The 13,020-nt window shown below is 53.3% G+C and carries 13 protein-coding genes; 6 read left to right on the top strand and 7 right to left on the bottom strand.

Annotated features, from left to right (window positions below):
* Positions 1-52: 52 nt before the first annotated feature.
* The 3 genes from glnL (at position 53) to ACMGEE_RS19115 (ending at position 2,745) form a co-directional block, all read left to right on the top strand.
* Positions 53-1,102 (top strand): nitrogen regulation protein NR(II), encoded by a 1,050-nt coding sequence (gene glnL, locus ACMGEE_RS19125; RefSeq protein ID WP_253456934.1) that lies wholly within the window; start codon positions 53-55, stop codon positions 1,100-1,102.
* A gap of 7 nt (positions 1,103-1,109) precedes the next feature.
* Positions 1,110-2,519 (top strand): nitrogen regulation protein NR(I), encoded by a 1,410-nt coding sequence (gene glnG, locus ACMGEE_RS19120; RefSeq protein ID WP_253456931.1) that lies wholly within the window; start codon positions 1,110-1,112, stop codon positions 2,517-2,519.
* 109 nt (positions 2,520-2,628) lie between these two features.
* Positions 2,629-2,745, top strand: coding sequence for a YshB family small membrane protein (locus tag ACMGEE_RS19115; RefSeq protein ID WP_148101258.1), 117 nt, complete (start codon positions 2,629-2,631; stop codon positions 2,743-2,745).
* A gap of 70 nt (positions 2,746-2,815) precedes the next feature.
* Here ACMGEE_RS19115 and hemN read toward each other — a convergent pair whose 3' ends face one another.
* The gene (gene hemN / locus ACMGEE_RS19110; protein WP_436830530.1) at positions 2,816-4,186 is read right to left on the bottom strand and encodes an oxygen-independent coproporphyrinogen III oxidase; all 1,371 of its coding nucleotides are present in this window, start codon (positions 4,184-4,186) and stop codon (positions 2,816-2,818) included.
* Between the two features lie 238 nt (positions 4,187-4,424).
* Complete coding sequence (gene yihI, locus ACMGEE_RS19105; protein WP_253456928.1) at positions 4,425-4,946, bottom strand: Der GTPase-activating protein YihI; 522 nt, start codon at positions 4,944-4,946, stop codon at positions 4,425-4,427.
* A gap of 555 nt (positions 4,947-5,501) precedes the next feature.
* On the opposite strand from yihI, the gene yihA reads away from it, so the two are divergent.
* The gene (gene yihA, locus ACMGEE_RS19100) at positions 5,502-6,137 is read left to right on the top strand and encodes a ribosome biogenesis GTP-binding protein YihA/YsxC (RefSeq protein ID WP_253456926.1); all 636 of its coding nucleotides are present in this window, start codon (positions 5,502-5,504) and stop codon (positions 6,135-6,137) included.
* Positions 6,138-6,199: 62 nt separating this feature from the next.
* On the opposite strand, the gene spfP is transcribed toward yihA, so the two are convergent.
* The 5 genes from spfP to ACMGEE_RS19080 form a co-directional block, all read right to left on the bottom strand.
* Complete coding sequence (gene spfP / locus ACMGEE_RS21735) at positions 6,200-6,247, bottom strand: small protein SpfP (protein WP_440135769.1); 48 nt, start codon at positions 6,245-6,247, stop codon at positions 6,200-6,202.
* Between the two features lie 276 nt (positions 6,248-6,523).
* A complete protein-coding gene (gene polA, locus ACMGEE_RS19095; RefSeq protein ID WP_301253377.1) occupies positions 6,524-9,313 on the bottom strand; it encodes a DNA polymerase I in 2,790 nt (929 codons plus the stop codon).
* Positions 9,314-9,718: 405 nt separating this feature from the next.
* Complete coding sequence (dsbA, locus tag ACMGEE_RS19090; protein ID WP_253456921.1) at positions 9,719-10,348, bottom strand: thiol:disulfide interchange protein DsbA; 630 nt, start codon at positions 10,346-10,348, stop codon at positions 9,719-9,721.
* A gap of 47 nt (positions 10,349-10,395) precedes the next feature.
* Positions 10,396-11,388 carry a serine/threonine protein kinase gene (locus tag ACMGEE_RS19085; protein ID WP_369896565.1) on the bottom strand — a complete coding sequence of 331 codons (993 nt, stop codon included), beginning with the start codon at positions 11,386-11,388 and terminating at the stop codon, positions 10,396-10,398.
* A 74-nt stretch (positions 11,389-11,462) separates the two neighbouring features.
* A complete protein-coding gene (locus ACMGEE_RS19080) occupies positions 11,463-11,732 on the bottom strand; it encodes a YihD family protein (protein WP_436830507.1) in 270 nt (89 codons plus the stop codon).
* A 75-nt stretch (positions 11,733-11,807) separates the two neighbouring features.
* On the opposite strand from ACMGEE_RS19080, the gene mobA reads away from it, so the two are divergent.
* Together mobA and mobB are read left to right on the top strand one after the other, a co-directional pair.
* A complete protein-coding gene (mobA, locus tag ACMGEE_RS19075; RefSeq protein ID WP_253456914.1) occupies positions 11,808-12,401 on the top strand; it encodes a molybdenum cofactor guanylyltransferase MobA in 594 nt (197 codons plus the stop codon).
* Positions 12,398-12,904 (top strand): molybdopterin-guanine dinucleotide biosynthesis protein MobB, encoded by a 507-nt coding sequence (gene mobB / locus ACMGEE_RS19070; protein ID WP_301253374.1) that lies wholly within the window; start codon positions 12,398-12,400, stop codon positions 12,902-12,904. The genes mobA and mobB overlap by 4 nt, the downstream gene beginning before the upstream one ends.
* Positions 12,905-13,020 lie beyond the last annotated feature (116 nt).

Here is a 13,020-nt window from a genome sequence, read left to right as displayed (position 1 = left end):
ATTTCAGGTTCCATGACTATAATGCACTAAAATAGTGCAGGAGAACGCTGTTATGGCAACAGGCACGCAGCCCGATGCCGGGCAGATCCTCAACTCGCTGATTAACAGCATACTGCTGGTCGACAGCGAACTGGTGGTGCATTACGCCAATCCCGCCGCTCAGCAACTGCTGGCGCAAAGCTCCCGCAAGCTCTTTGGCACGCCGCTGCCGGATTTGATGGGCTATTTTTCCCTGAACATCGGGGTGATGCGTGAGAGTCTGAATGCCGGTCAGGGGTTTACCGACAGCGAGGTTACGCTGGTCGTCGACAGCCGCGCGCATATTATGTCTTTAACGGCGCAGCTGCTGCCGGACGGGCTAATCCTGCTGGAAATGGCGCCGATGGACAATCAGCGTCGCCTCAGTCAGGAACAGCTTCAGCATGCTCAACAGGTCGCCGCACGGGATTTAGTTCGCGGGCTGGCGCATGAAATTAAAAATCCGTTAGGGGGATTACGCGGCGCGGCGCAGCTGTTGGCAAAAGCCCTGCCTGACCCGGCCTTAACGGAATATACCAAAGTCATTATCGAACAGGCCGATCGCCTGCGTAACCTGGTGGATCGCCTGCTTGGCCCGCAGCAGCCGGGCATGCACGTTACGCAAAGCATCCATCAGGTCGCCGAGCGCGTGGTTAACCTGGTCTCAATGGAGCTGCCCGATAACGTTACGCTGATCAGAGATTACGACCCCAGCCTGCCGGAGCTGCCGCATGACCCGGATCAAATCGAACAGGTGCTGCTAAACGTGGTGCGTAACGCGCTACAGGCGCTGGGAGAAAAAGGCGGTGCCATTACGCTGCGCACCCGCACCGCATTTCAGCTAACGCTGCACGGCGTCCGCTATCGCCTGGTGGCCCGTATCGATATTGAAGATAACGGCCCCGGCATTCCGGCTCAGCTACAGGACACGCTGTTTTACCCGATGGTGAGCGGCCGCGAAGGCGGCACCGGTTTAGGCCTGTCGATCGCCCGCAGCCTGATCGATCAGCATTCGGGAAAAATAGAATTTAACAGTTGGCCTGGCCACACCGAATTTTCCGTTTATTTGCCTATTCGCCAGTGAGGTTTCTATGCAACGAGGGATAGTCTGGATCGTCGATGACGATAGCTCCATCCGCTGGGTGCTTGAACGCGCGCTTACTGGAGCCGGTTTAAACTGCGCCACGTTTGACAGCGCGAGCGAGGTGCTGGACGCGCTTGCCACCAAAACCCCGGACGTTTTGCTTTCCGATATTCGTATGCCCGGCATGGACGGACTGGCGTTACTGAAACAAATTAAGCAACGTCATCCGATGCTGCCGGTAATTATTATGACCGCACACTCCGATCTGGATGCGGCCGTCAGCGCCTATCAGCAAGGCGCATTCGATTACCTGCCAAAACCCTTTGATATCGATGAAGCCGTGGCGTTAGTGGAACGCGCGATCAGCCACTATCAGGAGCAGCAGCAGCCGCGCAACCAGCCGGTCAGCGGCCCGACTACCGATATCATCGGCGAAGCGCCAGCGATGCAGGACGTGTTTCGTATTATCGGCCGCCTCTCGCGTTCTTCAATCAGCGTATTGATCAACGGCGAGTCGGGCACGGGCAAAGAGCTGGTGGCGCACGCGCTGCATCGCCACAGCCCGCGCGCGAAGGCGCCTTTTATCGCGCTGAACATGGCGGCTATCCCGAAGGATCTGATTGAGTCGGAGCTTTTCGGCCATGAGAAAGGCGCATTTACGGGCGCTAATCAAATCCGTCAGGGACGTTTCGAACAGGCCGACGGCGGCACGCTGTTTCTGGATGAAATTGGCGATATGCCGCTGGATGTGCAGACTCGTTTATTACGCGTGCTGGCCGACGGCCAGTTTTATCGCGTCGGCGGCTATGCGCCGGTCAAAGTCGACGTCAGGATCATCGCCGCCACGCACCAGAACCTGGAGCTGCGGGTACAGGAAGGCAAATTCCGCGAGGATCTGTTTCACCGCCTGAACGTTATCCGCGTGCATCTGCCGCCGCTGCGGGAGCGTCGTGAGGATATCCCTCGTCTGGCGCGCTATTTCCTTCAGGTCGCGGCACGCGAGCTGGGCGTCGAGGCAAAAATTCTGCATCCCGAAACCGAAACGGCACTGACCCGCCTGCACTGGTCAGGCAACGTGCGCCAGCTGGAAAATACCTGCCGCTGGCTGACGGTGATGGCCGCCGGCCAGGAAGTGCTGATCCAGGATTTGCCGCCGGAGCTGTTTGAAACCGCCACGCCGGACAATCCCGTGCAGTCACTGCCCGACAGCTGGGCGACGCTGCTGGCGCAGTGGGCCGATCGCGCGCTGCGTTCCGGTCATCAAAACTTGTTATCGGAAGCACAGCCAGAGATGGAGCGCACGCTGCTGACTACCGCGCTGCGTCATACACAAGGCCACAAGCAGGAAGCGGCGCGACTGTTGGGATGGGGGCGAAACACGCTGACCCGCAAGCTGAAAGAGCTGGGTATGGAGTAAAGCAGAAGAAGCATAAAAAAACGTCGATTCGCGCATTTTTTATGCTTTTGCGACTTTACACATCGGTATCAGTCAGTATCATTCTGAACCGTTATCGGGGAGGAAGATAATGCTGGAATCGTTAATTCATGTGGTGACGCACTACGCGCAGACGGGTGCCGCGCATCTGCCGCAAACGGCTATGGCCGCCGTGCTGTGCGCAGCAATGCTGAAATTTCCAGGCTGAGGCGCCAAAAATTTCAGCACTAAAAAGCCGGGAACGTTTTTGTTTCCGGCTTTTTTATGCTCGCCTCTTTTCAGATCACCCGCGAGAACTGCTGTAGGCGCGTTTGCTGGCGTAGATAGCGGTCAAAGCACATGCAGATATTCCTGACCAGCAGGCGCCCCTTAGAAGTGACCTGAAGGCCTTTCTCGCTGCGCTCCACCAGCCCGTCTGCAATCAGCGGCTCAAGCAGCGCCAGATCCTCCGCAAAATAGTCGGTAAAGGTGACGCCGTGCGAGGTAAAAGCGGCGAAATCCAGCGAGAAATTACACATCAGCGTTTTAATCACCTCGCGGCGCAGGATATCGTCGCCCGACAGCTCTACGCCGCGCCAGAGCGCCGTACCCTGCTTAGCCACGGCGTCATACCACTCTTTTAGCCCTTTCTGGTTTTGCGCATAGCCGCCGCCGATCATACTGATGGCGGAGACGCCCAGGCCCAGCAGATCGTTGTCTCCCTGCGTGGTATACCCCTGGAAGTTGCGATGCAGCTTGCCTTCCCGCTGAGCAACGGCCAGCTCGTCCTCCGGTCTGGCAAAGTGGTCCATACCGATAAACTGGTAGCCGGACGCCATCAGCGCGGCAATGGACTGTTGCAGGATGGTCAGTTTCTGTTGGGGATCGGGCAGATCGGCCTCTTTAATTTTCCGCTGCGCGGCAAAGTGCGCGGGCATATGCGCATAATTGAAGACGCTAAGCCTGTCGGGGTTCAGCGCAATGACCTTTTGCAGGGTAAAGGCAAAGCTTTCCGGCGTCTGCTTCGGTAAGCCATAAATCAAATCGAGATTAACAGAGCTGAAGCCCACCCGCTTTGCCCGCTCGATAAGCGCGACGATAGTCTGCTCGTCCTGTACGCGGTTAACCTTTTCCTGCACCTCTTTATTGAAATCCTGCACGCCCATGCTCAGCCGGGTAAAACCTGCGGCAAAGAGATGATCGATCACGTCCGCTTCAATTTCTCGCGGATCGATTTCAATGGAAAGCTCCGCCTCGTCGCTGAAGGCAAAGTGCTGACGCAGCAGCGCCATCAGTGTGGAAATCTGCGCTTTATTGAGAAAAGTAGGCGTGCCGCCGCCCCAGTGCATCTGCGTCACGGTTCGGTTGCGGAAAAGCGTGGCGCGACTGGCGATTTCTACGGCTAAAGCTTCCAGATAGTCGTCAGCTTTATGCTGATGACGGGTAACGACTTTATTACAGCCGCAGAAGTAGCAAAGGCGATGGCAGAAAGGAATATGAATATAAAGCGACAGCGGGCGATGGGGAGTACGCTGGCTGGCACGGATAAAATCGGCTTCACGGTAAGCCTCGCTGAACTCCAGCGCGGTAGGATAAGAAGTGTAACGGGGACCCGAGATATTATATTTTTGCAGCAGGACGGGATCCCACTCAATTGTCTGCGTCACGATATTCTCTCCTGCATTGGCGTGTTGACCGTCGCGGAGGCGCTGTCGGCAGGACGGTCGGTCTGCGTAGCCGGGCTTTCAGCCGGGACAGACGCCGTAGTTTACCCAACATCCAGAGCAGGCAGCAGAACAGAATCAGCAGGTAAATTGATCCAGGCCAAATCATTGGCAGAGATACCTTATGCAGAAACGGCGCCCGTTGGCGCCGTCCTTTAAGTAAGTCCGAAAAGCATCGCCGGGATTAATTACCGCCTTTAAGCAGGCGATACATATCCTCTTCAGCTTCTTCATCTTCGACTTCGTCATCCAGCGCGATCCCCAGCTGTTCCATCAGCGTGTCGATGCGATCCAGCGTCTGGTCAAGCCACGCCTGCTCTTCTGCTTTCAGGGTGTCGCCATTTTCCAGCCGATCCAGCAGCGCATCCAGCCGCTCGTCGTTTTCGAGCTTCGCCAGCTCTTCTTCCGGCGTCAGACGGGGTTTCTTCTCTTCGGCTTTTTTCACCGGTTTAGCTTTTTTCGCGGGCTGCGCGGCAGCAGCGCCCAGCGCTACCGGCGTTTTACTGCCAATACGTGGATCTTTCTCTTTAGCGCTTTCGCCGTTTTTCTTTGTCGCCGCTACGGGGTTAGCGCGACTGCCGGAGGCGTGGCCGCGATGTTTCTTATCGCGTTTACGATCGCGCGCTTCCGTGTTGATTTCATCGCGCGTTTTACGCTTCGCTTTTGCCGCCGGTTTTTTCTGCGAATCGCGTACAGGTTGCTTCATGGTTTCTGCTCTCAGACTGTTTATCTTCAGTATAGAATTGCGGCGGAATCTAGCAGAAAGCAGACAAAGAAAAAAGGCGCCAGGTCACCCTGTCGCCTTTTTTCGCACCTTCCGCAGAAGGACTGACTAAGTCAGCATCCTTTTTGGCATCCAACTTCCCGGTTTTCCCTTGCCATGCCGTCCTCCGTGGACGCAGTCCTTTCCCTTCAGATGAGCCGTTCCCCGACACTTTCCTTCCCTGCTCAGTACCTTCCTGGCATCCCCCTGAGCGCTTCATCCTGAAGTGAGCCGTCCTGGCTCTGACAACAAATGTAGACTATATGGAGAAACTCACAAGGTAAGTTACGAAAAAATTTATTAATGTTTGGCCTTAAAATAATAAGATATTGATTTTAAATAACTTAATTTTTAAAAGCTGGAAAGAAAATGTAAAGTTCTGGCAAAAAGTATAGCCAATCTCTTACAAAGCCACCGCCGCGCCGCGTGCGGCTGGGCGCTTTTAATCCATACAGGGTATACTCTGCGCAATTGTTCTTATTATCTGGAGTTTCTAACTTGTCTGGCTGGAATTATAACCTTACCCACTTTGTCACCAGCGCGCCCGACATCCGCCACCTTCCAGCCGATATCGGTATTGAAGTGGCGTTTGCAGGACGCTCTAATGCCGGCAAATCCAGCGCGTTGAATACGCTAACCAATCAGAAGAGCCTGGCCCGTACCAGTAAAACGCCCGGCCGCACCCAGCTGATTAACCTGTTTCAGGTCACCGAAGGCTATCGCCTGGTGGATTTACCTGGCTATGGCTATGCCGAAGTGCCGGAAGAGATGAAGTTAAAATGGCAGCGTTCGCTGGCAGAATATCTTCAGATGCGTCAGTGTCTGAAAGGGCTGGTTGTGCTGATGGATATCCGTCATCCGCTGAAGGATCTGGATCGGCAGATGATTGAATGGGCGGTACAGAGCGGCATTCAGGTGCTGGTGCTGCTGACCAAGGCAGACAAGCTGGCTTCCGGCGCGCGTAAAGCGCAGTTAAATCTGGTACGCGAAGCCGCTAAAGGGTTCGTCGGCGATGTACAGGTTGAAGCTTTCTCTTCGCTTAAGAAATTGGGCGTCGATAAATTGCGCCTGAAACTGGACAGCTGGTTCAGTGAAATTCCACCAGCGACGGAAGAAACGTTACCAGAAGCCTGATATCCGGCTGAACGACGCCCAATAAAAAACGCCCCAGTCATAACGACTGGGGCGGCTAATATTCAGCCAAATCCGGTTACGTGAAGTAAACGGTTTGAAAGATAGAACATCTTACCTCTGTACCCTACATCTTCAACTCTACATGATTTTTTCAGGCCTCAAAAGGATTTTTTACCGCCCCGTTTCACAAAATTCCCTTTTTTATCGAATACACTTCACAGAAAAATAGTTTTCAGGTAGCGAAGGCGCAAAAAAAATGTTTGAGCGCTAACAGGTTAGCGCTGGCGTTATGCACGGTATCATCGCTTATAAACGCTCATTAATTGACAGGCTAAAGCGCTTTCTGCCATCACATTGATAAAGCCGGGCCTTAGCCCGGCCTCAGCTTAATGCGCTTCGTCCCAGTTATGCCCTACGCCCACATCGACACGCAGCGGCACGTCCAGCTGCATACTGTTTTCCATCAGCTCGCGGATTTTCACCGTTGCCGCTTCGATTTCCGACGTTTTCACCTCAAATACCAGTTCATCGTGAACCTGCATGATCATCTTCACATCAGGATTAGCCTGCGGCGTCAGCCAGCCGTCGACGGCAATCATAGCCTTTTTGATGATATCGGCAGCCGTGCCCTGCATTGGCGCGTTGATTGCTGCCCGCTCGGCCGCTTTGCGACGCATCGCGTTGCTGGCTTTAATGTCCGGCAGATAAAGACGACGACCATCCAGCGTAGAGACATAGCCTTTTTCCGCCGCCTGCTGGCGCGTGCTTTCCATATATTCCAGCACGCCAGGATAGCGTTCAAAATAGAGATCCATGTATTTTCTGGCTTCGCCCGCGCCGATATTAAGCTGACGCGACAAACCAAAAGCGCTCATGCCGTAAATCAGGCCAAAGTTGATAGCCTTTGCGCTGCGACGCTGCTCGCCCGTCACCTTATCCAGCGCCATGCCAAACACTTCCGCCGCCGTGGCACGGTGAATGTCTTCTCCTGCCGAGAAGGCGCTCAGTAACCCTTTGTCCTGAGAAAGGTGCGCCATAATACGCAGCTCGATTTGCGAGTAGTCCGCCGCCAGGATCTGATGGCCCTCAGAAGCGATAAAGGCCTGGCGGATACGACGTCCTTCCTCATTGCGTACCGGAATGTTCTGCAGATTAGGATCGGTAGAAGAAAGGCGTCCCGTGGCCGTCACCGCCTGATGATAAGAAGTGTGCACGCGGCCGGTCAGCGGATTAATCATTACCGGCAGTTTGTCGGTGTAGGTTGATTTCAGCTTGGAAAGGCCACGGTGCTCCAGAATAACTTTTGGCAGCGGATAGTCCAGCGCCAGTTCGGCCAGCACTTCCTCGCTGGTGGACGGCGCGCCGCCGGGCGTTTTCTTGGTTGGCTTAATCCCCTGTTTTTCAAACAGAATAGTTTGCAGCTGTTTAGTAGAGGAAAGATTAAAGGGCTCACCCGCCAGCTCGTGCGCTTTCTGCTCCAGCTCTGCCAGACGCGTGGTCAGCTCCTGAGAATGTTTGGCAAGGATAGCCTGGTCAATCAGCACGCCGTTACGTTCAATACGGGAGATCACCGTCACCAGCGGCATTTCGATATTTTCGAAAACCTCTTTTGGCCCCTGCTCTTTTTCCAGCTCCGGCCACATTTTCAGATGCAGCTGTAGCGTTACGTCCGCATCTTCCGCCGCATAGTGCGCCGCTTGCTCAAGGGCAATCTGATTAAACGTCAGCTGCTTTTTGCCTTTCCCGGCGATTTCCTCAAAGGTCACGGTTTTATGGTTCAGCCAGCGTGAAGCCAGCGTATCCATATCGTGACGGCCCACCACGCTGTTTAGCGCGTAGGATTCCAGCATGGTATCGAATTTAATACCTTGCAGTTCAATACCATAGTTGTTCAGCACGCCGCGATCGTATTTCAGGTTCTGACCAACTTTGAACAGTTTTTTATCTTCCAGCAGCGGTTTCAGGCGCGCCAGCACCTCTTTACGATCGAGCTGCAAAGGTGCGTCGAGGTAGTCGTGAGCAACCGGCAGGTAAGCGGCCTCACCCGGCGCCACAGCGAAAGCGATGCCGACGATATTGGCGCTCAACGTATCCAGCGAATCGGTTTCCAGGTCAAAAGCGAAAAGCTCGCTTGCCTGTAACTTTTGCAACCAGTCGGCAAAGGTCTCCTCGTCAAGGATAGTGACGTAGCCATCCGTCGCCAGAATGCTGGTCGCTTCAGGCTGCGGGCTTTCCGGCTGTTCCGCCAGGGTTTTCTGTGCAGCAGCGCCGCCCTTTTTCCCCTGTAGCCATTTGCCCTCCTCCAGATCGGTGATCCAGCGTTTGAATTCATAGCGACGGAACAGCGTCAGCAGTTCTTCGACAGCAGGCTCGCTAACGATCAGCTCTTCACAGCCTGCATCGAGCGGCACATCAGTTTTGATGGTGGCCAGCTGGTAAGAAAGGAGAGCGACCTCCTTGTTTTGCTCCAGCTTAGCCGCCATGGTTTTGGCACCGCGGAAGGAGAGATCGGCGACTTTATCCAGGTTCTCATAGATATCTTTAATACCGCCAAGTCCCTGTAACAGCGCCTGCGCCGTTTTCTCGCCTACGCCCGGCACGCCCGGAATATTGTCCGAAGCGTCGCCCATCAGCGCCAGAAAATCGATAATCAGCGAGGGTGGAATGCCGTATTTCTCCACCACCTCGTCCGGGCCAAGAATAGCGTTATTCATGGTGTTGATAAGGGTGATATTTGGCGTGACCAGCTGCGCCATATCTTTATCGCCGGTGCTGATTAAAACAGGTATGCCCTTTTTACCCGCCTCCAGCGCCAGGGTACCGATAACGTCATCGGCTTCCACGCCTGATACCGCTAATAACGGCAGTCCCATCGCCCTGACCATATTGTGCAGTGGCTCAATCTGCGCACGCAGATCGTCCGGCATAGGCGGCCGATGAGATTTGTAGTGCTCAAAAAGTTCATCACGAAACGTTTTGCCCTTGGCATCGAAAACGACCGCAACATGGCTGGGTTTATATTGCAGCAGCAGGCTGCGCAGCATATTCAGCACGCCGTACATAGCGCCGGTAGGGTCGCCGGCGCTGTTGGTCAGCGGAGGAAACGCATGATATGCGCGATACAGGTAGGACGAGCCATCTACCAGAATAAGCGGGTTTTCTGCAATTTGTGCCATAGGTTTGTCACATTCCGGGTTAAATTTCACTATAGGGTAAGGATGCCACAGCTATACCGGAAATATGAAATATCTCCGGGCGACACGCCTTTGTTTTGCGGCCTGTTTCGCAAACGCTTCCTGTGGATAACTTTGTGCGTAAATTTCATAACATATTAATACAGCTGGCGTACCGGGCTATACCAATTATTTAAATCCTTAATTTTCAATAACTTAAATATTTAACCGCTAAGGATCCTTGCCCAAAGGTAATTTGCATTAATGTGGATATAAATTAGCGGCTAAACGATCTGGTGGATCTTTAGCAAGAAAAAGCGATCGGAAGAATTTTGATCTGACGAGGAAATGAAGATGCGGTTTAACCGACACAGCGAGGTTGAAACCCTCGCTGCGTCAAAATATGGCTTACTTTTGGGTTAACAGGAATTTTACGACGTTAGCGTATTGCTGCGTGTAATTATCCATCGAGCTGGTATCCAGGCCACCGTTGTTAACCATATATTTACCGTTAACAAACATCGCCGGCACGCCGCGCAGATCGACATCAACCGCTGCTTTTTCCTGCTGGGCTACCAGCGATTTCACCACAAAGCTGTTCCAGGCCGCATCGTATTCTTCCGGCTTGATGCCGGCTGCCTTCACAAAGGCCGCTTTCAGGCTGGCCGGATCGGTGATGGTCTGGGTTTTCTGGATGCCTTCAAACAGCGGAGCAGTGACTTTATCTTCCACACCCAGCGCCATGGCAACGGCCCATGCCTGAGTCACCACTTTGCCCATTTCGCCGCCGAGGAATTCAACGTGATATTTAGTCACTTTAGTGCCGGCAGGCACGGCTTTTTTCACCGCGTCGCTAACGTGCCAGACGTGTTCGAATTCATAGCAGTGCGGGCAGAAGAAAGAGAAAAACTCCACAACCTGAGGCTCGCCGGTAACAGGTTTCTGTATCGTGACGTACTGCTGTCCATCGGTAAACTGGGCAGCAGAAGCGCTGAACGCCAGAAAAACACCAATCAGCGCGAATAAAATCTTTTTCATCTGGAAACTCTCTCCTAACAGCAAAAGAGGCTGACCGGAAAAGGCGATCAGCCCTGGAATGCAGGCATCAGCTGCAGCGGTGGCTCCTGCAACAGCCGGGTCTGCTCATTGAAAATAGCGATCTGTCTGCGCCAGAAATCTTCGTCCGTCATCCATGGAAAGCTGGCCGGAAACGCCGGATCTTCCCAGCGGCGCACAATCCACGCCAGATAATAAACCATCCTCATAGCGCGTAAAGGCTCAATCAGTGACAATTCGTGTGTGTCGAACTCGCAGAATTCACCGTAGGCTTCCAGCAGGATATCCCACTGAATACGCTGCTCCTGAAGATCGCCGTTAACCAGCATCCATAGATCCTGTACGGCAGGGCCATTACGAGCGTCGTCCAGATCCACAAACAGCGGGCCATCGCGCCACAGAATATTGCCGGGATGGCAATCGCCGTGCAGACGAAGCGGCTGCCACTGAGTATGCCAGCACTTTTGTAAAGTTGCGCTGAGCAGATCGACGCTTGCCAATAAATTCTGTTTCAGTTTGGCCGGGATCAACGTGCTGGATTCAAGCACCTGATGAGGTTCGTGGATATACTCCTCCAGACCAAAGGTCGGACGAGCATCAAAGGTTTTTTTACGTCCCGTCTGGTGAATACGTCCCAGAAAACGACCAACCCATTCCAGATGGTCGTAGTTATCCGTTTCGTATTGCCGTCCTCCCAGGCTGGGGAAAACGGTAAACCAGTAGCCGTTATGTTGATGCAGCGTTTGCCCTTGCAGCACAAGCGGTGCGGCCACAGGGACCTCATCAGCCAGCAGCTCGGCAGTAAACCGGTGTTCTTCTTCGATTTGCAGCGAAGACCAGCGCTGAGGGCGATAGAATTTCACCACGTAACGCTTTTTGTCCTCGTCGGAAAACTGATATACCCGATTTTCGTAGCTGTTCAGCGCGGTAAGCCCCGATTCAACGCGGATGCCCGTTTCCCAGAGCGCATCCAGGATCGTATCAGGATTAAGGTTTTGAAAGTTAAAGGCGGGTTCAGTCATCCGGCGTACTCATCGATAATCGTCATGCATTGAGGATACCATTAATCGCCGGTACGTCGGATGAACAGCGGCAGTTAATCTTTAATAACGCCGCGCGCGCGAAGCAGCGCCGTTTTGAAATCGTCTTCATAATCTTTTTGCAGGCCCGGGATAGCTTCGCTTTTGTCAACATTGCGTAGTTTAAGATGATAAATCAGCACGTCATCGCTCAGGTCGGCCAGGGGCTGAGTAAATCCGGCCTCATCCGCCATTTTCTGCAAAAATTGCACTAAATTCAGATCGGGTTCCTGTTGCCAGGCTGGCTGCAGCAGTGAAATTAACTCGTTAAGACGGTGACATTTCATAATAGGGTTCCTGTGAGATTCGGGTTCCGCTACGGTAGCAGGGTTAATCCCACAAAAAAAGAGGGTCTACAGCTTATGCGTTTTTGCGGTTCAGATACCGTTTCGATTACAGGCGTCATTCTTGCAGGCGGGCGCGGCAGCCGCATGGGCGGCGAAGATAAAGGGCTGGTGCTGTATCAGGGAAAACCGCTCTATCAGCACGTTCTGAGTCGCCTACGACCTCAGGTCAGCCGTGTGTGTATCAGCGCCAACCGTAATTTGTCTGTTTATCAGCAAACCGGCCTGTCGGTTATAACCGATACGCTGCCGGATTTTCCGGGGCCGTTAGCCGGTATGCTGGCAGCGCTGGAAAAAATCGAGACGGAATGGGTGGTTTTTGTCTCTTGCGACACCCCTTTACTGCCAGAAGATTTAGTTTCTCGCCTGTGGCAGGCTAAACGGGATGCACCTGTGGTTTGGGCTAAATCTGACGGACGCGATCATCCCACTCTGGCATTAATGCATGTCAGTTTAATTGAGCCGCTGAAAAGCTTTCTGATAAAGGGAGAACGGAAGGTGATGATTTTTCTCCAGCAGGCAGGCGGACACAGCGTGGATTTTAACGATTGTCCTGACGCGTTTAATAATATTAATCGTTATGAAGATCTTATTGCAGGAGAACGCGGATGATCCCCCTTTTAGCCATCGCGGCCTGGAGCGGGACAGGCAAAACGACGCTGTTAAAGCAGGTTATTGCCATTTTAAAACAGCGAGGGATCCGTACAGGCCTGATCAAACATACCCATCATAATATGGATATCGATACGCCCGGCAAGGATAGCTATGAATTACGTAAGGCAGGAGCCGATCAGGTGATGGTTTATAATCCGCAGCGTTGGGCATTGATTACCGAAACGCCTGAGCATAATGAGCCGGATCTTCGCTTTCTCGCCAGCCGTATGGATCCTTCTCTGACAGATATTATTTTAGTGGAAGGTTTTAAACATGAGCCGGTGCCCAAAATAGTGCTGTGGCGTGGAGGGAGCGAACAGTGTTTCAGCGAGCTGTTTGATGAACACGTTATTGCGGTTGCCGCAGATTCTGCTTTCTCTTTGCCTGTGCCCTTGCTGGATATTAATAACGCAATTATGGTTACAGACTTTATTTTAAACTGGTTAGAAGAACAGCAGTAAGTAGGGCATCACTGGCCCGCAGCCGGGCCGTAAAGGGAGATTCCGGGCCCCTGCGCGCTTTATCCGCTGCGGGGCCGCTTTTTCCCGGCCCACAAACGCAAAAAACCCCGACCGTG

This window comes from Erwinia artemisiae, from assembly GCF_051400835.1.
In the GTDB taxonomy this organism is placed as follows: Bacteria; Pseudomonadota; Gammaproteobacteria; order Enterobacterales; family Enterobacteriaceae; genus Erwinia; species Erwinia aeris.
This window is presented reverse-complemented; position numbering and strand designations above follow the sequence as displayed.